The following is a 20,817-nucleotide window of genomic DNA, read 5'->3' on the forward strand; positions in this document are numbered from 1 at the left end:
CACGCCAGGAGGTGTGAACGACGTGCGACTGACCCCCACGGAACGCGACCGGCTGCTGCTCTTCGGCGCCGCCGAACTCGCCCGTGCCCGCCGCGCCCGTGGACTGCGGCTCAACGTCCCCGAGGCGACCGCGCTCATCGCCGACACGGTCTGCGAGGCGGCCCGGGACGGCCGGCGCCTCGCCGAGGCCATCGCCGCGGCCCGCTCCGTCCTCGGCCCGGACGACGTGCTGCCCGGCGTCGCCGACGTGGTCACCGAGGTCCACGTGGAGGCCGTCTTCGACGACGGCTCCCGCCTGGCCGTGGTCGCCGACCCGATCGGCGGCCCGTTCGCCGGCGAGGACGCCCCGGGCGCCCTGCTGCCGGGCCCCGGCTACCCCGAACCCGCCCCCGAGGTGCGGATCACCGTCCGCAACACCGCCGCCGTCCCCGTCAGCGTCACCTCGCACTTCCACTTCTTCGAGGCCAACCCGCGGCTGCGGTTCGACCGCGCGGCGGCGTACGGCATGCGGCTGTGCGTCCCGGCCGGCTCCTCGGTGCGCTTCGCCCCGGACGGCGAGGCCGAGGTCGGGCTCGTGCCGATCGGCGGCGAGCGCACGGCGATCGGCTTCGCCGGCCTGGTCGACGGACCCCTGGACGCGCCCGGCGCCCGCGAGGAGGCGCTGCGCAGGGCCGCCGCCTGCGGCTACCTCGGCGCCGGAGACGAAGCGGAGGAGAACGCCTGATGGACCCCTACGAGTACGCCTCGGTGCACGGACCCCGCGCGGGTGACCGCGTCCGCCTCGGGGACTCGGGCCTCACGGTCCGCGTCGAGTCGGACGCGCAGAAGCCCGGCGACGAGTTCCTCGCCGGCTTCGGCAAGACGGCCCGCGACGGACTGCACCTGAAGGCCGCCGCCGTCCGCGACACCTGCGACGTCGTCATCAGCAACGTCCTGGTGATCGACGCCGTCCAGGGCATCCGCAAGGTGTCGATCGGCATCCGCGAGGGCCGCATCCACGCCATCGGCCGCGCCGGCAACCCCGACACCCTCGACGGCGTCGACGTCGTCGTCGGCACCGGCACGTCCATCGTCTCCGGCGAGGGCCTGATCGCCACGGCCGGCGCCGTCGACACCCACGTCCACCTGCTCTCGCCCCGCATCATGGAGGCCTCGCTCGCCTCCGGCGTCACCACGATCATCGGCCAGGAGTTCGGCCCGGTCTGGGGCGTCGGCGTCAACTCGCCCTGGGCCCTGCGCCACGCCTTCAACGCCTTCGACGCCTGGCCGGTGAACATCGGCTTCCTGGCGCGCGGCTCCTCCTCCGACGCCGCGCCCCTCGTGGAGGCCCTCGCCGAGGGCGGCGCCTCCGGCTTCAAGGTCCACGAGGACATGGGCGCCCACACCCGCGCCCTCGACACCGCGCTGCGCGTCGCCGAGGACCACGACGTCCAGGTCGCCCTCCACAGCGACGGCCTCAACGAGTGCCTGTCCGTCGAGGACACCCTCAGGGTGCTGGAGGGCCGGACCATCCACGCCTTCCACATCGAGGGCTGCGGCGGTGGTCACGTCCCCAACGTCCTGAAGATGGCGGGCGTCCCGAACGTCATCGGCTCCTCCACCAACCCCACTCTGCCCTTCGGGCGCGACGCGGTCGCCGAGCACTACGGGATGATCGTCTCCGTCCACGACCTGAAGACCGACCTGCCCGGCGACGCCGCCATGGCCCGTGACCGGATCAGGGCGGGCACCATGGGCGCCGAGGACGTCCTGCACGACCTCGGTGCCATCGGCATCACCTCGTCCGACGCCCAGGGCATGGGCCGGGCCGGTGAGACGGTCCGGCGGACCTTCGCCATGGCCGGGAAGATGAAGGCCGAGCTGGGCCCGCTGGACGGCGACGGCGACGGCGACGACAACGCACGCGTCCTGCGGTACATGGCCAAGCTGACCATCAACCCGGCCATCGCCCACGGCCTCGCGCACGAGGTCGGCTCGATCGAGGTCGGCAAGCTGGCCGACGTCGTGCTGTGGCGGCCGGAGTTCTTCGGCGCCAAGCCGCAGCTCGTCCTGAAGTCGGGCTTCCCCGCGTACGGGGTCGTCGGCGACCCGAACGCCGCCACCGACACCTGCGAACCCCTCGTCCTCGGCCCGCAGTTCGGCGCGCACGGGGCGACGGCCGCGGACATCTCCGTCGCCTTCGTCTCCGGCGCCGCCGCCCAGCTCGGCGACGACCGGATGCCCACCCGCCGGCGCCGCGTCGCCGTCCGCGGCACCCGCGGCATCGGCCCCAGCGACCTGCTCCTCAACTCCCGCATCGGCGAGGTGTCCGTGGACGGCCGCACCGGCCTCGTCACCCTCGACGGAGAGCCGGTCCGCTCCGAGCCCGCCGACTCCGTCTCCCTCAACCGCCTCTACTTCCTCTGAGGACCACCCCCATGACCTTCCGCATGCCCCCCGAGTGGGCGCCCCACGAGCGCACCTGGATGGCGTGGCCCACCGCCAACCCCACCTTCACCACTCCGGAGGAGCTGACCGAGGCCCGCGCCGCCTGGGCGGCCGTCGCCCGCGCCGTACGTCGCTTCGAACCGGTGACCATGGTCGTCGCCCCCGGCGACGCCCCCGGTGCCCGCGACCTCCTCGGCGACGGCGTCGACCTCGTGGAACGCGACCTGGACGACGCCTGGATGCGGGACATCGGACCGACGTTCGTCACCGACGGCACCCGGCTGGCCGCCGTGGACTGGGTGTTCAACGGCTGGGGCCAGGCCGACTGGGCGCGCTGGGAACACGACGCGAAGATCGCCCGGCACGTCGCGGACCTCGCCGGCGTCCCCGTGCACAGCAGCCCCCTGGTCAACGAGGGCGGTGCCGTCCACGTCGACGGCGAGGGAACCGTCCTGCTCACGGACACCGTCCAGCTCGGCCCCGAGCGCAACCCCGGCTGGACGCGCGCCGAGGTCGAGGCCGAGATCCACGCCCGGCTCGGCACCCGCAAGGCCATCTGGCTGCCGCGCGGCCTCACCGGCGACTACGGCACGTACGGCACGCGCGGCCACGTCGACATCGTCGCCGCCTTCGCCCGCCCCGGTGTCGTGGTCGTCCACACCCAACCCGACCCGGCCCACCCCGACCACGAGCCGTGCAAGGCCAACGTCGAGCTGCTGCGCCGGCAGACCGACGCCCGGGGCCGCCGCCTGGAGGTCGTCGAGGTGCCGGCCCCGACCGTCCTGCAGGAGGACGGCGAGTGGGTCGACCACTCCTACATCAACCACTACCTCTGCAACGGCGGCGTCGTCCTGTGCGCCTTCGACGACCCGCGCGACGAGCTCGCCGCCGGCATCTTCCGCCGCTTGTTCCCCGACCGCACCGTCACCCTGGTCGACGCCCGCACGATCTTCGCCGGCGGGGGCGGCATCCACTGCATCACCCAGCAGCAGCCGAAGGTCTGAACCGCCAGGCGCCGCCGGAGGGCCGGGAAAAGCGCTGGTCAGGACGGGTCGCGGCTGACACGCTGCGCCCATGACCGACCCCGCCCCGCACTCATCCCCCGCCCCGCCCCCCGGCCTCGCCCCGCCCTCCGGCCTCGCCCCGCCCTCCGACTACGGCATCACCCGCATCTACGTGCTCTCCGAGGACGCCTGGCACCTGGAGCTGGACCACGGGGACGAACGGCGGCTGCTCACCGCGGTGATCCCCGACAAGGATCCGCGACGCGAGCCGTCGCTCTGCCTCGACGCCACCGGCCGGCACCGGCACGTGCCGTACGAGGTCGTGCGCTGGTTCATGGCCGAGGTGGCGGACGAGGTGGAACGCTGCCGCGCCTGGACGCGGCTGCCGCCCGCCGCGGTCGACGCGGTCGTCCGGCTGCGCGACGTCGTGGCCGACGGCTGGGGCGACGAGGACCACCCCGCCGTCCTCGCCCTGCTCTCCGAGACGCTGCCTTCCGACCAGGTGGCGGCCGTGGTGGCGGAGGTGCTCGGCGTCGAGCCCGCCACCGTGCTCGCCGACCTCGCCGAGCCCCCGGCGACCTCCGCCCGGGATGTGGCCGCGCTGCGGGAGCGGATGGCGGAGGCCGGCCGGGCATCGGGTACAACGGACGGGTGAACGACGCCAACGCCCGGGCCGCCCGCCGACGCAACACCGCCCCGCCCCGCGAGGAGGTGCTGGCGGCCGCGATGGCGACCATCGCCGAACGCGGCCTGGAGGGCCTGACGATGGCCGGGCTCGGCCGGGACGTCGGCATGAGCAGCGGCCACCTCCTCTACTACTTCCGCACCAAGGACGAACTGCTGCTGCGGACGCTGGAGTGGAGCGAGGGCCGCCTCGGCGCCGAGCGCAGCGCGCTCCTCTCCCGCCACCACCTCCCTGTCGCCGAGCGACTCGCCGCCTACGTCGAGCTGTACGTCCCCGACGGGCCGCGCGACCCGCACTGGACCCTGTGGCTGGAGGTGTGGAACCGCTCGCAGAACGCCGACGCCGAGGCGCGCGAGCGGCAGGCCGCCATCGAGGGCGCCTGGCACCGGGACCTGGTCGCCCTCCTCGCCGAGGGCATCTCGCGCGGCGAGGTCCGCCCCGTCGACCCCGACCGGTACGCGACCCGGCTGCGCGCCCTGCTCGACGGGTTCAGCGTCCACGTGGCGGTGGACATACCGGGCACCGGCCGGGAGCAGGTCCTCGCCCACGTGCGCGAACACCTCACGGACTCCCTGCTGACGGGATGACGGGATGACGGGATGACGGGGTGACGGGGTGACGGTGGTGACGCGGGGGTGACGGGAACGCCGGGACACCGCCCCGACGCCCCCCCGGCCACGATCACCACCGTCCGACGACGACGACCAGGACCACGACCACACCAGGACCAGGGCCAGGGCCAGGACCGGGACCGTCCGACGACCGGCCGGCTGCGCCCAAGTCGGTCCCGCCGCACCCGTGCCCCGCGCGTCCCTGCCCGCATGGTGAGACCCGTGCCCACGGACCGACTGCCGTGTGGCACACTGCCGCCATGCTCGCGAACCCGATGATTATCGGCAGCAGCGCGCCGGTCCGCAGTGACCGCTGAACCCCCGACAGCACTCCGTCGCGGCAGCGGACACCGTGTCCCAGACCCGCGCGCAGACCTCTCGCTACCCGCGAGGGGTCTTTTCGTTTTCCGGGCCCCACCCACGGGCCCGACGAGGGCGCGCGAGAATGGGGGCAAGTGGATCCAGCCATTCCTCCCCCCGGCCCCCGGCTCCACCGGAGCGGGCGGACCCCCACCGGAGCGGGGGACCGCACAGGAGCCACATCCCACAGGAGCAGGACAGCCATGACCACGGATCAGCCCGCCGACGACGGCTTCCACGTCTTCGACACGACCCTGCGCGACGGAGCCCAGCGCGAGGGCATCAACCTCACCGTCGCCGACAAGCTGACCATCGCCCGGCACCTGGACGACTTCGGCGTGGGCTTCATCGAGGGCGGCTGGCCCGGCGCCAACCCGCGGGACACGGAGTTCTTCGCCCGCGCGCGCGCCGAGATCGACTTCCGGCACGCCCGGCTCGTCGCCTTCGGCGCCACCCGCCGCGCCGGCATCCAGGCCGCCGACGACCCGCAGGTCAAGGCGCTCCTCGCCTCCGGCGCCCCGGTGATCACCCTGGTCGCCAAGTCCCACGACCGCCACGTGGAGCTCGCCCTGCGCACCACCCTGGACGAGAACCTCGCCATGGTCCGCGACACCGTCGCCCACCTGCGCGAGCAGGGCCGCCGCGTCTTCGTCGACTGCGAGCACTTCTTCGACGGCTACACGGCCAACCCCCAGTACGCCAAGGCCGTCGTCCGCGCCGCGCACGAGGCCGGCGCCGACGTCGTCGTCCTGTGCGACACCAACGGCGGCATGCTCCCGCCCCAGGTGCGGACCGTCGTCTCCGACGTCCTCGCCGACACCGGCGCCCGCCTCGGCATCCACGCCCAGGACGACACCGGCTGCGCCGTCGCCAACACCCTCGCCGCGGTCGACGGCGGCGCCACCCACGTCCAGTGCACCGCCAACGGCTACGGCGAGCGCGTCGGCAACGCCAACCTCTTCCCGGTCGTCGCCGCGCTGGAGCTCAAGTACGACCGCCGGGTCCTGCCCGAGGGCTCCCTCGCCGAGATGACGCGGATCTCCCACGCCATCGCCGAGGTCGTCAACCTGACCCCCTCCACCCACCAGCCGTACGTCGGCGTCTCGGCGTTCGCGCACAAGGCGGGCCTGCACGCCTCCGCCATCAAGGTCGACCCCGACCTGTACCAGCACATCGACCCCGAGCGCGTCGGCAACACCATGCGGATGCTGGTCTCCGACATGGCCGGCCGCGCGTCGATCGAGCTCAAGGGCAAGGAGCTGGGCGTCGACCTCGGCGACGACCGCGAGCTCGTCGGCCGCGTCGTCGACCGCGTCAAGGAGCGGGAGCTGCGCGGTTACACGTACGAGGCGGCGGACGCCTCCTTCGAGCTGCTCCTGCGCGAGGAGGTCGAGGGCCGCCCGCTGCGTTACTTCCGCACCGAGTCGTGGCGGGCGATCGTCGAGGACCGCCCCGACGGCACCCACGCCAACGAGGCGACGGTGAAGGTGTGGGCGGACGGCGAGCGGATCGTCGCCACCGCCGAGGGCAACGGCCCGGTCAACGCCCTGGACCGGGCGCTGCTCGTCGCCCTGGAGCGGATCCACCCGCGGATGGCCAAGTTCGAACTGGTCGACTACAAGGTCCGCATCCTGGAGGGCCGCCACGGCACCGAGTCCACCACCCGCGTCCTGATCACCACCAGTGACGGCGACGCCGAGTGGTCGACGGTCGGCGTCGGGGAGAACGTGATCGAGGCGTCGTGGCAGGCGCTCGTGGACGCGTACACGTACGGACTGCTGAAGGCGGGCGTGAGGCCGACGCAGAAGTAGGCCGAACGGGGGACACAAAACACCCCCTATGGGGTAGCGTCGATGATATGAGGAGAAACCCCCTTTCCCTCGTGTCGGCCGTGGCGGGCCTGGTGCTCCTGCTCCTCCTGGCCATGGCCCCCGCTGCCTCCGGCAAGGCGTCCGACGGAGTGCGCGCGGCGGCGGACGCCCTGCGCCAGGGCCCCGTGTACGTGCACCCCGCGGCGGCCGATCAGCTGCCGGCGCCGGCCGCCGAGGCGCTGGAGCGCAAGATCATCGCCGCGGACAAGCCACTGATGGTGGCGGTCCTGCCGGACACGCCGGAGTTCCCGGAGGAGACGCTCCTGCGCGACCTGCGCACCCTGACCGGGGTGACGGGCGTGTACGCCGTCCGCCTCGGCGACGCCTTCGACGCGGGCGCCGACCGTGCCGTCCTCGCCCCGCAGGCCGTGGAGAACCTCGTCTCGGCGGTCCGCGGGCCGGGCGTGGACGCGACGACGGAGCTGAACGCCTTCGTCGACCAGGCCCTGCCGCAGGCGCGCGGCTCGGCGCCGTCCTCGTGGGAGGGCGTGCCGGGTGACGGCGCACCCGTCGGCGGCCTCATCACGATCGGCGTGCTGCTCGCCGCGGCGGTGGCGGCCGTGTCGCTGACGACCGTCCGCACCCGTACCCGCAAGCGGGCCGAGGAGCGGAAGGCGCTGGAGAAGCTCCGCGTCGTCGTCGACGAGGACATCACCGCCTACGGCGAGGAACTGGACCGCCTCGACTTCCACCCGGCGGAGCCGTCCGCCGACGACGCGATGCGCTCCGACTACGAACGCGCGCTGGACGCCTACGACCGGGCGAAGCAGCTCATGGCCCGGGCCCGTCACCCCCACGACGTCCGGGGCGTGACCGAGGCCCTCGCGGACGGCCGGTTCGCGCTGGCCGTCCTCGCCGCCCGCCGTGAGGGCCGCCCGCTTCCCGAGCGGCGGGCACCGTGCTTCTTCGATCCGCGCCACGGCCCGTCCGTGACGGACCTCCCGTGGGCCCCGCACGGCGGCACCCCCCGAGAGGTCCCGGTCTGCGCGGCGGACGAGTCCCTTGTCAAGGCGGGCCAGGACCCGCAGTCCCGCCAGGTCGCCACCGAACACGGCCCCCGCCCGTACTGGGAGGCGGGCCCGGCGTACGGCCCCTGGGCGGGCGGCTACTACGGCGGCGCCCTCCTCCCGGGCCTCCTCGTCGGCACGATGCTCGGCACCACCCTGGCGACCCCGGCGTACGCGGGCGAGTACGGCGGCGGCGCGTACGACTCCTTCGCCGGCGGCGACTTCTCGGGCGCCGACTACAACCCGTCCGACTTCGGCGGCGGCTTCGGCGGGGGCGGCGGTGACGTCGGTGGCGGGTTCGGCGGCGGCGGAGACTTCGGCGGCGGGTTCTAGCCGGCCCCCGTAGCGGCTCCGCGTCCGGCTCCGGAGCGCGCGGCCCCGAGATCCGCGGCCGCCGGGGCGGGTCGTGGGCCCGCGCCGCGGAGGCGGCGCTCCAAGGGGTGCTCCACCCAGTGGTACGCGGCGGCCGACAGGGCCAGGCTCGCGGCGATGACCAGCAACCAGACCTGCGCCGTGGCCACGAGGCCGACGGGGCGGCCGTGCGCGCCGGTCCACAGGCGGATCACGATCTCGTGGACCAGGTACCAGGCGAACGACCAGTGCCCCAGACGGATCGACCGGGGGCCGGCCAGGCCCGTCCGGCGGCCGTGCAGGTCCGCGTGCGCGGCGGCGGCCACGAGCAGCGCGAACAGCGGGGCGGAGAGCAACTGCGACGCCTGGTACGGGCCGTACCAGAGCGCCTCCGGCACCGCCTGGGACCAGGGGACGAGCGCCAGGTGCCACGCCGCGACCAGTGCGACGGCCGCGCCCGGCCGGAGCGGCGGCCGCCAGCCGCGCGCCACGGCGAGTCCGGCCACGACGCCCAGGAGGAACTGCGGGGTGCGGGTCACCGGGAAGTACCCGAGCGCCCACGACCGTACGACCGGGTCGGCGATCACCGCGCCGCACAGCCACACGGCCGGCAGGGCCGCGCACACGGCGACCGCGACGCCGAGGCGGCCGCGCGCCGACCGCATCCACGGCACCGCCGTCAGCAGCGGGAACAGCAGGTAGAACCACGCCTCGTCGCCCAGCGACCAGGCGGCCGGGTTGCCGCCCCGCAGCAGAACGGGGTCAGGCAGCCAGGCGTTGGCGAGGAGCAGCGTCGCGGCGACGGCCCGTACGGACACCTCGGTGCCGAGGACCGCGTACGCCACCACGGACAGCGCCGTCGTCACGGCGAGCAGCGGCCAGATCCGGGCGAAGCGCCGCCACAGGAAGACCTTGACCGGCACGCGCCGCCCGTCGTACGTCCACGCCAGGACGAAGCCGGACAGGACGAAGAAGAACGTGACCCCGCTGCGCCCGTACCAGGTGGCCGCGCTGACCCACGGGACCTCGCCGACCTGGCGCGACAGGTGGTACAGGACCACCACGAGGGCGGCCCAGAAGCGCAGGCCCGTCAGCGAGGGGAGGCGGTCTCTGCCGGACGGGCCCGCGACGACGGGGCGGTGGTCCGGGCGGGTGGTGCGTCGCATCCCGCGATTATGGGCGCCGTACCCCGGCGGGCGGGGCGGCCGTGGGGCGGCCGCCCGGCGGCCCGGCGGCCCGGCTGGGGCGGTGGCCCGCGCGGCGCCCGGCACGACGGCCCGTACGTCGAGCGGGACGCCGGCACCGGGGCGCCGCGCCCCGGCGGGCGGGGTGGCCCGATGGCCCGGCGCTGGGGCGGCGGTGGCCCGCGGGGCGGCGGGCGGCGGGTGGCGGGTGGCGCACCCCCGGCGGACCGGGACCGTCCGGCGGGTCAGGACCGTCGGGCGGAGGGGAAGCGTCCGGCGGGCCGGGATCGATCGGGGGATCGGGATCGTCCGGCGGGCCGGGGGCGCCACGCCCAGCGCCCACCTCTGCCGCCGGGTGGCGGTGGGCGGGCGCTGTGGGATGAGAGGGAGGGGAGGGGCAGGCGGAGGGTCAGGCCGTGCGGATCGCGGAGATCTCGAAGGTCAGCTTGATCTTGTCGCTGACGAGGACGCCGCCGGTCTCCAGCGCCGCGTTCCACGTCAGGCCCCAGTCGGAGCGCAGGATCTCGGCCTTGCCCTCGAAGCCGACGCGCTCGTTGCCGAACGGGTCCTTCGCGGCGCCGTTGAACTCCAGGTCGATGGCGACCTGCCGGGTCACGCCCTTGATGGTGAGGTCACCGGTGATCCGGTAGTCGTCGCCGCCGAGCGCCTCGGCGGCGGTCGAGCGGAAGGTCATCAGCGGGAACGCCTCGGCGTCGAAGAAGTCGGCACCGCGCAGGTGTGCGTCGCGGTCGGCGTTGCCGGTGTCGACGGACGCGATCCGGACGTCGATCGAGGCCGACGAGGCGGACGGGTCCGACCCGTCCAGCACCAGGCTGCCCTCGTGGTCGGCGAAGGCGCCGCGGACGTTGGTGACCATGGCGTGGCGCGCGGTGAAGCCGAGCGTGCTGTGCGCCGGGTCGATCGTGTACGTGCCGGTCAGCGCGGCGAGCGCGGGGTCGACGGCGGTGCCGGTACGGGTGGCGGTGGCGGTGTTGGAGGTGCGGCTGAACAGGCCCATGACGTACTCCTTCGCGGGTGGTCACGTTCGTTGAACGTTGAACTACCTCGACTGTAGACGCATCTGGTTCAAAGTTCAACCACTTCGTTCCTCCGTCCTCCATCCTCCGTCCTCCGTTCCTTCGTTCCGGTGGATCGGCCGCTCCCGGGGCCGGGCAGCATCCCTCCGTACCGCGTGCGCCACCACCGCCCGCTCGCCCGCCCCGACCCGCCCCGACCCGGCCCACCCCCCCCGCCGACGCCCCGGGAGGCGCCCCGTGCCGCAGCACGCCCCCGACCCCTCTCGACGTACCTTCCTCACCGCCGCGGCCACCACCGCGGCCCTCGCCACCACCGCCACCACCGCCACCCCCGCCGCCCCGGCCCCGACCGGCGCCCGGCGCGACGTGGGCACGGCCGCCATCACCGGCGCCGCCCCCCGCGCCCCCGGACCCGGCGAAGTCGCCCCGTCCGTCCGGGACTTCGACGCGCTGCGCCTGCGCTGGCTCGCCCTCCGGCTCGGCACCGGCCACGACCCCGCCGCCGAGCCCTACGCCACCCGCCTCGCCGAGACCGGCGCGCTCGCCGGCCGGTACGAGGCCGCGATGGCCCCCGCCCCCACCTCCCTGTGGCCCGGCCACCCCTTCGACCCGCCGTCCGGCATCACGCACTCCTACCGCTGCCTGTGGACCATGGCCCAGGCGTACGTCCGGCCCGGCACCGGCCGCACCGGCGACCCCGCCCTCCTCGACGCCGTCCGCACCGGCCTCGACCACGTCGCCGCCCGCGTCTACCACCCGGGCACCGCCCGCTACGGCAACTGGTGGGAGTGGCAGATCGGCAGCCCCCGCCCCCTCCTCGACACCGTCGCCGCCCTCCACGACCGGCTCGGCGAGGACCGCGTCCGGACCGCCTGTGCCGCCGTCGACCACTTCGTCCCCGACAGCGCCCTCCTCCACTACGGCGGCACCTCGACCGGCGCCAACCGGGTCGACCTCTGCCGCGCCGCCGCCCTGAGCGGCGTCCTCGGCCGCCGGGCCGACCGCGTCGCCCTCGCCCGCGACGCCCTCTCGCCCGTCTTCCCCCACGTCACCCGGGGCGACGGCCTGTACGCCGACGGCAGCTTCGTCCAGCACACCTGGGTCCCGTACACCGGCACCTACGGGCAGGTCCTGCTCGACGGGCTCGCGTGTCTCTTCGCCCTCCTCGCCGGCTCCCCCTGGGAGGTGGTCGACCCGGCGCGGGTGAACGTCCTGGACGGCGTGGAGCGCGCGTACGCGCCCCTGATCCGCAACGGCCTGATGATGGACGCCGTGAGCGGCCGCGCGACCAGCCGCGGCATCCTCCGCGACGACCCGGGCCGCATCCTGCGCGGCGACCACTACCACGGCCAGGGCGTCATCGCGGCGATCGCGCTCCTCGCCGAGGGGGCGGACCCCGGCCGGCGCGAGCGCTGGCACGCCCTCGTCAAGGGCTGGATCGCCCGCGACACCGTCAGCCCCGTCCTGACCGCCCCGCGGTTCGAGGTCGCCGACCTCGCCCGGTTGCACGCCGTGGCCGCCTCGCCCGTCCCCGCCGCCCCCGAGCCCACCGGCCACACCCTGTACGCCGCCATGGACCGCGCCGTCCACCACCGCCCCGGGTGGGCCGCCTGCGTCGCCATGGCCTCGGACCGGATCGCCCACTACGAGTGCGGCAACGGCGAGAACCCGCGCGGCTGGCACACCGGCGCCGGGATGCTCTCCTGGTGGGGGCCCGGCGCCGGCACGGCCGGCGACGGCCAGTACACCGACTGGTTCTGGCCCACCGTCGACCCCTACCGGCTGCCCGGCACCACCGTGTCGACCCGGCGGCTCGCCGACCGGGAGGGCGGCGAATGGGGCGCGCCCAAGCCCGACGCGCGCTGGGTGGGGGGCGTCACCGACGGCGAGTTCGCCGCCCTCGGCCAGCACCTGCGCGGACTCGGTTCCACCCTGGAGGCGCGCAAGTCCTGGTTCTTCGCCGCCGACGCCGTCGTCTGCCTCGGCGCCGGCATCGCCTGCGCGGACGGCGTCCCCGTCGAGACGGTCGTCGACAACCGCAACCTCGGCGCGGCCGGCACCGCCCGCCTCACCACGGGATCGCGCTGGGCCCACCTCGACGGGCACGGCGGCTGGGTGCTGCCCGGCGGCACGGTCGCCCTGCGCACCCTGCGGGAGGACCGCACCGGCGCCTGGCGCGACATCAACGCCACCTCCGCCGACGAGCGCCGCACCCGCCGGTACCAGACCCTGTGGCTCGACCACGGCACGGACCCCGCCGACGGGGCGTACTCCTATCTGGTGATGCCCGGAGCGGACCGCCGGACCGTCGCCGCCCGCGCGGCGGATCCGCACTGGCTGGAGGTCCTCGACAACACCGCGGCCCGGCAGGCCGCCCGCATCCCGTCCCTGGGGCTCACCTTCGCCGCCTTCTGGCAGCCGGGCACCGCCGGCCCGCTCACCACCACCGCGCCGGCGAGCCTCCTGCTGCGGCGCCGCGGCCGCACCGCCACCCTGCACGTCGCCGAACCGCCCCGCACCGGGCGCCCCCTGGAGGTCGTCTGGCACCACCCGGTACGCCGCGTCCTCACCCGCGACCCGTCCGTCGAGGTACTCTCCGCCGGACCGTCCCTCCGGCTCCGCGTCACCCCCGGTACCGCGTGCGCCCCGCACCGCTGCACAGTGGTGCCGTACTGACGACGGCAGGCACCCCGCCCGACCCCCGCGTGGACCCCTTGTGGGAACCCCACAAGGGAGGGGGGTGCAACGCTGGCACTTCGGTTGCCTTCCGACGCGGTTCTGTTCAGGGCTCACAGCAGATCCGTCCGGAGACTGTACGGAGTCAACGGCGGGTTTTCCTTGGTCGGCTCCGTAGGGTCGGTACATGACCGTTGTGGACGAAACCCGGGGCGAGCCCACCGACGCCCGCGGGCGTGTGGCGGAGCTGCAGGCCCTGCGCGAGGAGGCCCGGCGCGGCCCGAGTGAGCGCGCCACCGAGGCGCAGCACGCCAAGGGCAAGCTGACGGCCCGGGAGCGCATCGAGCTCCTGCTGGACGAAGGGTCGTTCCGGGAGGTCGAGCAGCTGCGCCGGCACCGGGCGACCGGCTTCGGCCTGGAGAACAAGAAGCCCTACACCGACGGTGTCATCACCGGCTGGGGAACGGTCGACGGCCGTACGGTCTTCGTCTACGCGCACGACTTCCGGATCTTCGGCGGCGCCCTCGGCGAGGCCCACGCCACCAAGATCCACAAGATCATGGACATGGCCATCGCGGCCGGGGCCCCGCTCGTGTCGCTGAACGACGGCGCCGGCGCCCGCATCCAGGAGGGCGTCTCCGCCCTCGCCGGGTACGGCGGCATCTTCCAGCGCAACACCCGGGCGTCGGGCGTCATCCCCCAGATCTCCGTGATGCTCGGCCCCTGCGCCGGCGGCGCGGCCTACAGCCCCGCCCTCACGGACTTCGTCTTCATGGTCCGCGAGACCTCGCAGATGTTCATCACCGGCCCGGACGTCGTCAAGGCGGTCACCGGCGAGGAGATCACGCAGAACGGCCTCGGCGGCGCCGACGTCCACGCGGAGACCTCCGGCGTCGCGCACTTCGCGTACGACGACGAGGAGACCTGCATCGCCGAGGTGCGCTACCTCCTGTCGATGCTGCCGTCCAACAACCGCGAGAACCCGCCGGTCCACCCCAGCGAGGACCCCGCGGACCGGCGCGGGGACGTCCTGCTGGACCTCGTGCCCGCCGACGGCAACCGCCCGTACGACATGCACAAGGTCATCGAGGAGCTCGTCGACGACGGTGACTTCCTGGAGGTCCACGAGCGGTGGGCGCGCAACATCGTCTGCGCCCTCGCCCGGCTGGACGGGCAGGTCGTCGGCATCGTCGCCAACCAGCCCCAGACCCTCGCCGGCGTCCTCGACATCGAGGCGTCCGAGAAGGCCGCCCGCTTCGTGCAGATGTGCGACGCGTTCAACATCCCGATCGTCACCCTCCTCGACGTCCCCGGCTTCCTGCCCGGCGTCGACCAGGAGCACGGCGGCATCATCCGCCACGGCGCCAAGCTGCTGTACGCGTACTGCAACGCCACCGTGCCGCGCATCTCGCTCATCCTGCGCAAGGCGTACGGTGGCGCGTACATCGTCATGGACTCCCAGTCCATCGGTGCCGACCTCACCTACGCCTGGCCGACCAACGAGATCGCCGTCATGGGCGCCGAGGGCGCGGCCAACGTCATCTTCCGCCGGCAGATCGCCGACGCCGAGGACCCCGAGGCCATGCGCGCCCGCATGGTCAAGGAGTACAAGGCCGAGCTGATGCACCCCTACTACGCCGCGGAGCGCGGCCTGGTCGACGACGTCATCGACCCGGCCGAGACGCGCGAGGTGCTCATCAGGTCGCTCGCCATGCTCCGCACCAAGCACGCAGACCTGCCGTCCCGCAAGCACGGCAACCCGCCGCAGTAACGAGGAGAACCCGTGACCACGCCCCTGGCAGACGCCTCCCTCCTCCGGGTCGAGAGGGGCCACGCCGCACCGGAGGAGCTCGCCGCCCTCACCGCGGTGCTCCTGGCCCGCGCCAACGCCCGCCCGGCCGCCGCCCCGGCGCGGCGCGTCCACTCCGCGGCCGGCTGGCGCCGCCTGGAGCGTCAGTCAGGCTTCCGGGCGCCGCACTCCTGGCAGGGCTGACCACCGCCCGTACGACGCGGCCGAGGGCCCCGCACCCGTCATGGGTGCGGGGCCCTCGGCCGTCCGCGTCCGTACCCCCACCCGCCGGACCGCCCGGAACGCGCCACCGCCCGGGGCGCCACCGCGCGGGCCACGCCACCGCCCGGAACGCGCAACGGCCGGTAGACCACCCGGGCCACGCCACCGCGCGGAACGCGCCACGGCCCGGACCATGCCACCGCGCGGGCCACGCCACCGCGCGGCACGCGCCACGGCCGGTCCGCCGCCCGGCAACGCGCCGCCGCCCGGGGCGCCACCGACCGGAACGCGCCACCGCCCGGAACGCGCCACCGCCCGGCAGGCCGTCCGACAACGCGCGGGGGCCCGCACACCGGACGGTGTGCGGGCCCCGCGCGTTGTCGGACCGGTCTAACGCCTCGTCACCGCAGTCGTGCCATGAGGGCGTGTTCGACGAGGGTGATGAGGGCGCTCTTGGCGTCGGCGCGGTGGCGTGCGTCGGTGGTGATGATGGGGGTGTCGGGTCCGATCTGGAGTGCTTCGCGTACTTCGTCGGGGGTGTAGGGCTGGTGTCCTTCGAAGCCGTTGAGGGCGATGACGAAGGGCAGGCCGCTGTTCTCGAAGTAGTCGACGGCGGGGAAGCAGTCGGCGAGGCGTCGGGTGTCGACGAGGACGATGGCGCCGATGGCGCCGCGTACGAGGTCGTCCCACATGAACCAGAAGCGGTCCTGTCCGGGGGTGCCGAAGAGGTAGAGGATCAGGTCCTGGTCGAGGGTGATGCGGCCGAAGTCCATGGCCACCGTGGTGGTGGTCTTGTCCCCGGTGTGGGTGAGGTCGTCGATTCCGGCGGAGGCGGACGTCATGACGGCCTCGGTACGCAGCGGGTTGATCTCCGAGACGGCGCCGACGAACGTGGTCTTGCCCACGCCGAAGCCGCCCGCCACCACGATCTTCGCGCTGGTGGTTGAGCGGGTCGCACCGCCGCTAGAGCTTGCGAAGTCCACTGAGCACCCTTTCGAGCAGTGTCACGTCTGGCTGGCCGCCGGCGGCCTCGTCACCGCCGGGCTGGTGGATGGCGACGAGTCCGGCCTCGGCCAGGTCGGCGACGAGGATCCGGGCTACGCCGAGGGGGATGGAGAGCAGCGCCGAGATCTCGGCCACCGACTTGATCTCGATGCAGAGTCGGCAGATCCTCTGGTGCTCGGGCAACTGCCCGTGCAGCCGCGAGGGATCGGCCGTGGTCGACACCAGCGCCTCGATGGCGAGCTGGTACCGCGGCCGCGTCCGGCCGCCGGTCATGGCGTACGGACGGACCAGGGGGTTGTGGGCGGCGGGGGCGGACCCCGCCTCGGGACGCCGGCGGTGCTGCGCGGGCTGACCGCGCGGCACCTGCGGCTGCTGGTAGGGCTGCTGGTAGCCCTGGCCGCTGGGGGCGGAGGGGAAGTTGTAGCGGTTCCGGGCGCCGTCGCCCGGTACGTGGTGAGCACCGTCGTATGGCTGGTGTCCGCCTGGGGGTGTTGCCACGTTTCCTCCTCCGACTACCGGTCGCCGGTCCATGTCCCTGTGGAACCGCGCCACCGCACCTTAAGGCGCGGTGGCGTGAAACGCACGGTCCGTCTGTCAATTGAGAAGACTGCCCTGGAGCTCCGCGCGCAGGTCCGGGGTCAGGACGCTGCCCGCGCGATCCACGAGCAGCGCCATCTCGTAGCCGACGAGGCCGATGTCGGCGTCGGGGTGGGCGAGTACGGCCAGCGAGGAGCCGTCCGAGATGGACATGATGAAGAGGAAGCCGCGCTCCATCTCCACCACGGTCTGGTTGACCAGGCCGCCTTCGAAGATGCGGGACGCGCCCGCGGTCAGCGAGGTCAGCCCGGACGCGACGGCCGCCAGCTGGTCGGCGCGGTCGCGGGGGAAACCTTCGGACATCGCCAGCAGGAGTCCGTCGGCGGAGACCACCACCGTGTGGGACACCCCGGGGGTGTTGTCCACGAAGTTGGTGATCAACCAGTTCAGATTCTGCGCCGCCTGGCTCATCGGGCTCACACTAACGCTCCTGGTTGTAGGTACTACCCGGGCCACTGTGTTGATCGTAAGTGGCCGATCCGTTCATGTCCGTTCCCGCGGTGCGTCCCTGCTGGACACCGCGCCGCAGGTTGCTCAACCTGCCGCGGACGTCCTCGGGGGCGCGGGAGACCTGTGGGCCGCCCTGCGGGGTCTGTTCCGCGGTCCCCTCGACGAGGTTCGCCTTGGGGACCCGCCGGGGGAGACCGGAAGCCGTGACCCCGCCCGCCTTCGGATCCTTGAGCTTCCCGGCCCGCTGCCAGCGCTCGTCGTTCGACGAACGCCAGCTGCCGGAGTCCTCCGGGTCGCCCTGCGGGGCCTGCCCGGCCGGCTGCGCCTGCTGGGCGGGCCGGTCCGCGGTGGCCTGCTGGGGGTCCCGGTCCTGGCTCGGCCGTTCGGCGGGCCGCGGGCTGCCGCGGCGCGGGAGACCCGCGTCGGTCAGCTGTTGCTCGGCGCTCGGCGCGGAACCCGGACGGTCGAAGCCTACGCGGTCCGGCTCGTTCGCGGGAGCGCCCTGGGTGGATTCCGATTCTGCACCGTAGCCGCCGTCGTAGCCGCCCTGGTACGTGTTCTGGCCGGGCCACTCGCCCTGGTGGGGCTGGGCGTCGTACGTACCGCCGTACTGCGCGCCGTCGCCGTCGGCAGATGAGAAGCCGCCTTCCGGATACGTACCGGGACCGGGGTACTCGCCGGTGGCATAGTCGCCGCCGTCCGCGTACCCGCCGTCGGACCCGTGGGCGTCGTTCCGGTAGCCGGTCTCCGCCGGGTAAGCCGTCTCGGCCTGGTAGCCGCCGTCGTTCCGGTAGCCGTCCTCGGGGCGGTAGCCGTCGTAGCCGGGCGTCTGCTCGTAGCCGCCGTCCTGCCGGTAGGCGTCCTGCCCGTGGGCCTGCTGCGGCTCCTGCGGCTCGTACGGGGCCTCGTAACCGCCCTCGTAGTGCTCCTGCTCCTGCCCGTACGCCTGCGGGCCCCGGTCGGGCGCCTCGTCGCGGAAGAGCGGGCGGTCCTGCTCCTCCTGCGGCTGCCCGCCCTGGAGCTGCGCGCCGAGCGCCGCGCGGCGCCCCTCGCGGAGCAGGGAGCGGCCCACCGGGTCCAGCGCGGGACCCTCCTGCTCCTCGTACCGCGAGTCGTCGAAGCCGAGCTCGGCGGCTGTGCGCATCGGGGCGGCCTGCGGGGCCTGGTAGGTGTTCTGCTCCGGGATGATCTGGGAGACCGTGAAGTCCTCGGCCGACAGCTCGCCACCACCACCGTGGGTGATCGCGTCGGGCAGCATGACGAGCGACGTCGTACCGGCCTGCTCGCCCGACGGGCGGAGCTGGACGCGGATGCCGTGCCGGTCGGCGAGCCGGCCGACCACGAACAGGCCCATGCGCTGGGAGACCGCGACGTCCACCGTCGGCGGCTTGGCCAGCTTGTGGTTGATGTCGGCGAAGTCCTCGGCGGTGAGGCCGATGCCCTTGTCGTGGATCTCGACCATCACGCGGCCGTCGGGCAGCCGCGTCGCGGTGACCCGCACCTTCGTCTGCGGCGACGAGAACGCGGTGGCGTTCTCGAGCAGCTCGGCGAGGAGGTGCACGAGGTCGGTGACGGCCTGGCCGTGGATCTCGGCCTCCGGCACGCCGGACAGCTCGATGCGCTCGTACTGCTCCACCTCGGAGGCGGCGGCGCGCATCACGTCGACCAGCGGGACCGGCTGGTCCCAGCGGCGGCCGGGCTCCTCGCCGGCGAGGATCAGCAGGTTCTCGCCGTTGCGGCGCATGCGCGTCGCGAGGTGGTCGAGCCGGAAGAGGTTCTCCAGCTGGTCCGGGTCGGCCTCGTTGTTCTCCAGGTCCGTGATGAGGGTCAGCTGGCCCTCGATCAGCGACTGGTTGCGCCGCGAGAGGTTGGTGAAGATCGCGTTGACGTTGCCCCGCAGCAGGGCCTGCTCGGCGGCGAGCCGGACGGCCTCGCGGTGGACCTGGTCGAAGGCGCGGGCGACCTCGCCGATCTCGTCCTGCGTGTCGATCGGGATGGGCTCTACGCGCGTGTCGACCTTCCCGGGGTCGGTCCGCGACAGCTGGTCGACCAGCGTCGGCAGGCGCTGCTCGGCGACGCCGAGGGCGGCGTGGCGCAGCCGGCGCATCGCGCGGCTCATCTGCCGCGCCATGAAGCCGGCCAGGATGAAGGCGGTGAGCAGGGCGATGACGACGATGCCGCCGATGACGAAGGCGTCCGTGCGGGCCTCGTCGGCGATGCGGGTGGCCTCGTTGAGCGCCTTGGTCAGCAGCTCGGCCTCGACCTCGGAGTAGCCCTCGAACTTGCCGGTGGCGGTGGCCATCCAGGTCTCGGGCGTGACGCCGTTCTGCTTCCGCTTCACCAGCGCCTTGATGTCGCCGGCGTCCTCGGCCCGGGCGATCTCGTCGGCCATGCCCTCGAAGACCGACTTCTCGCCGGTGGACGTCTCGGCGACCGGCGGCTGGATGCCCGCCGACTGGAACTCCTTGGCACCGTCCTGGGCCTTGCGGGTCATGACCTCGCGCAGCCGGTCCTCGTCCTCCTGGGTGCCGCCGGATATGTACTCCAGCAGCGCGATCTGCTCCAGGTACTTGTACGAGGTGAAGGCCTCCGACTGCTGGCGGAACACCTCGTCGTCCGTGCTCGGCCGCACCAGCAGGTGCATGCCGATGGAGCGCTGGAGCGACTCGGCGGCCTTGGCGAGCTGGATGGCGTAGACGGTCCGGCCGAAGCTGGTGACGTTGCCGGTGCCGAGGCCGAGCTCGTTGGAGAACTCCATCAGGGAGTGCTGCACCCCGACGTAGCCCTCTTCGGTCTTCACCGGGTCGTAGGCCCGCGTGTAGGCGCCGTCGCGCAGCTGCTTCAGGGCCGGCTCCTCCGCCCGGAAGAGCTGGAGGCGGCGCTCCAGGCCCTGCCCCGCGGGCATGTCCTGGACGACCTCGTCGAACTTCCGCTTGGCGGCGTCCGTGGCGGCGTACGCGTCCGTGACGACGCTCGTCTGGCGGTCGGACGGGCTCTTCGCCGTGAGGAGCGGCTCGGCGGTCAGGTCGCGCTCGTCGAGGAGCGCCTGCCCGTACGCCGAGGCGGCCTGCACGATGCGCGCGGTCTTCTCGGCGTCCCTGGCCTCCTGCCAGGTGTCGACGGCCGTCTTCACCTGGAAGCCGCCCATCACCAGGCCCACGAGCACCGGGACGAGCAGGATGGCGTTCAGGCGCGTGGCCACGTGCCAGTTGCGCGGGGAGAACCGGCTGGCGCTGCCGCCGGCGGCGGGACCGGCCGGGGGGTTTGCGGGTGCGTCCGCGGGCGGCGCCGCTGTGCGCGGCGGCGGGGTGAAGTTGCCCCGCGCCTGCTGCTCCGCGGCGCTCTTCGTGCTTCGCCTCACTCGACCAACAACCTCTCGGCGTCGGCACCTACGCTGTGCCGTTCTTCTGCTCAGAGCCGTACTACTCAGGAGTTCGTGCATTGCAGCACGTAAAGCTGCCGCGTTCCAAACAGCCCGTTCGAGGGACTTCCGGCGGTCCGGGGCCGAGATAAAACGGGCATAAAGAACGAGCCCCAGCAA

At 73.8% G+C, this 20,817-nt stretch carries 16 protein-coding genes; 10 read left to right on the plus strand and 6 right to left on the minus strand.

Annotation, left to right across the window (positions count from 1 at the left end; genetic code table 11):
* Window positions 1-22 precede the first annotated feature (22 nt).
* From ureA to NRO40_RS21385, 7 genes are all read left to right on the plus strand, one after another.
* On the plus strand, window positions 23-724 hold the full coding sequence (ureA, locus tag NRO40_RS21355) for an urease subunit gamma (RefSeq protein WP_058942312.1): 702 nt from the start codon (window positions 23-25) through the stop codon (window positions 722-724).
* Window positions 724-2,406, plus strand: coding sequence for an urease subunit alpha (locus tag NRO40_RS21360; protein WP_058942272.1), 1,683 nt, complete (start codon window positions 724-726; stop codon window positions 2,404-2,406). The genes ureA and NRO40_RS21360 overlap by 1 nt, the downstream gene beginning before the upstream one ends.
* 11 nt (window positions 2,407-2,417) lie before the next feature.
* Window positions 2,418-3,431, plus strand: coding sequence for an agmatine deiminase family protein (locus NRO40_RS21365; protein WP_058942273.1), 1,014 nt, complete (start codon window positions 2,418-2,420; stop codon window positions 3,429-3,431).
* Window positions 3,432-3,501: 70 nt separating this feature from the next.
* Complete coding sequence (locus NRO40_RS21370; protein WP_058942274.1) at window positions 3,502-4,086, plus strand: hypothetical protein; 585 nt, start codon at window positions 3,502-3,504, stop codon at window positions 4,084-4,086.
* Between the two features lie 71 nt (window positions 4,087-4,157).
* Window positions 4,158-4,703, plus strand: a complete 546-nt coding sequence (locus tag NRO40_RS21375; RefSeq protein WP_198549339.1) for a TetR/AcrR family transcriptional regulator — start codon at window positions 4,158-4,160, stop codon at window positions 4,701-4,703.
* 587 nt (window positions 4,704-5,290) lie between these two features.
* Window positions 5,291-6,898 (plus strand): citramalate synthase, encoded by a 1,608-nt coding sequence (cimA, locus tag NRO40_RS21380; RefSeq protein ID WP_058942275.1) that lies wholly within the window; start codon window positions 5,291-5,293, stop codon window positions 6,896-6,898.
* A gap of 47 nt (window positions 6,899-6,945) precedes the next feature.
* Complete coding sequence (locus NRO40_RS21385; RefSeq protein WP_058942276.1) at window positions 6,946-8,298, plus strand: hypothetical protein; 1,353 nt, start codon at window positions 6,946-6,948, stop codon at window positions 8,296-8,298.
* Here the strand turns inward: NRO40_RS21385 and NRO40_RS21390 are convergent.
* Both NRO40_RS21390 and NRO40_RS21395 read right to left on the minus strand, forming a co-directional pair.
* Window positions 8,295-9,482 (minus strand): acyltransferase family protein, encoded by a 1,188-nt coding sequence (locus tag NRO40_RS21390; RefSeq protein ID WP_058942277.1) that lies wholly within the window; start codon window positions 9,480-9,482, stop codon window positions 8,295-8,297. The genes NRO40_RS21385 and NRO40_RS21390 overlap by 4 nt on opposite strands.
* Window positions 9,483-9,909: 427 nt before the next feature.
* Window positions 9,910-10,518: a YceI family protein gene (locus NRO40_RS21395; protein ID WP_058942278.1), complete on the minus strand. Its 609-nt coding sequence runs from the start codon at window positions 10,516-10,518 to the stop codon at window positions 9,910-9,912.
* Between the two features lie 256 nt (window positions 10,519-10,774).
* Here NRO40_RS21395 and NRO40_RS21400 point away from each other — a divergent pair, with 256 nt between their 5' ends.
* The 3 genes from NRO40_RS21400 to NRO40_RS21410 all read left to right on the plus strand — a co-directional run bounded on the left by NRO40_RS21400 (window position 10,775) and on the right by NRO40_RS21410 (window position 15,206).
* Window positions 10,775-13,213 (plus strand): polysaccharide lyase 8 family protein, encoded by a 2,439-nt coding sequence (locus tag NRO40_RS21400; RefSeq protein ID WP_079047066.1) that lies wholly within the window; start codon window positions 10,775-10,777, stop codon window positions 13,211-13,213.
* Window positions 13,214-13,400: 187 nt separating this feature from the next.
* On the plus strand, window positions 13,401-14,984 hold the full coding sequence (locus tag NRO40_RS21405; protein ID WP_058942279.1) for an acyl-CoA carboxylase subunit beta: 1,584 nt from the start codon (window positions 13,401-13,403) through the stop codon (window positions 14,982-14,984).
* A gap of 12 nt (window positions 14,985-14,996) precedes the next feature.
* On the plus strand, window positions 14,997-15,206 hold the full coding sequence (locus NRO40_RS21410; RefSeq protein WP_198549336.1) for an acyl-CoA carboxylase epsilon subunit: 210 nt from the start codon (window positions 14,997-14,999) through the stop codon (window positions 15,204-15,206).
* A gap of 419 nt (window positions 15,207-15,625) precedes the next feature.
* On the opposite strand, the gene NRO40_RS21415 is transcribed toward NRO40_RS21410, so the two are convergent.
* The 4 genes from NRO40_RS21415 to NRO40_RS21430 all read right to left on the minus strand — a co-directional run bounded on the left by NRO40_RS21415 (window position 15,626) and on the right by NRO40_RS21430 (window position 20,637).
* Window positions 15,626-16,207 carry a GTP-binding protein gene (locus NRO40_RS21415; protein ID WP_058942280.1) on the minus strand — a complete coding sequence of 194 codons (582 nt, stop codon included), beginning with the start codon at window positions 16,205-16,207 and terminating at the stop codon, window positions 15,626-15,628.
* Entirely contained in the window at window positions 16,188-16,727 is a 540-nt protein-coding gene (locus NRO40_RS21420) for a DUF742 domain-containing protein (RefSeq protein ID WP_058942281.1), read from the minus strand. The genes NRO40_RS21415 and NRO40_RS21420 overlap by 20 nt, the downstream gene beginning before the upstream one ends.
* Window positions 16,728-16,823: 96 nt before the next feature.
* Window positions 16,824-17,237, minus strand: coding sequence for a roadblock/LC7 domain-containing protein (locus NRO40_RS21425; RefSeq protein ID WP_058942316.1), 414 nt, complete (start codon window positions 17,235-17,237; stop codon window positions 16,824-16,826).
* 10 nt (window positions 17,238-17,247) lie between these two features.
* Window positions 17,248-20,637, minus strand: coding sequence for a sensor histidine kinase (locus NRO40_RS21430; RefSeq protein ID WP_058942282.1), 3,390 nt, complete (start codon window positions 20,635-20,637; stop codon window positions 17,248-17,250).
* Window positions 20,638-20,817 lie beyond the last annotated feature (180 nt).

Origin of the sequence: Streptomyces changanensis, assembly GCF_024600715.1 — a bacterium.
In the GTDB taxonomy this organism is placed as follows: Bacteria; Actinomycetota; Actinomycetes; order Streptomycetales; family Streptomycetaceae; genus Streptomyces; species Streptomyces changanensis.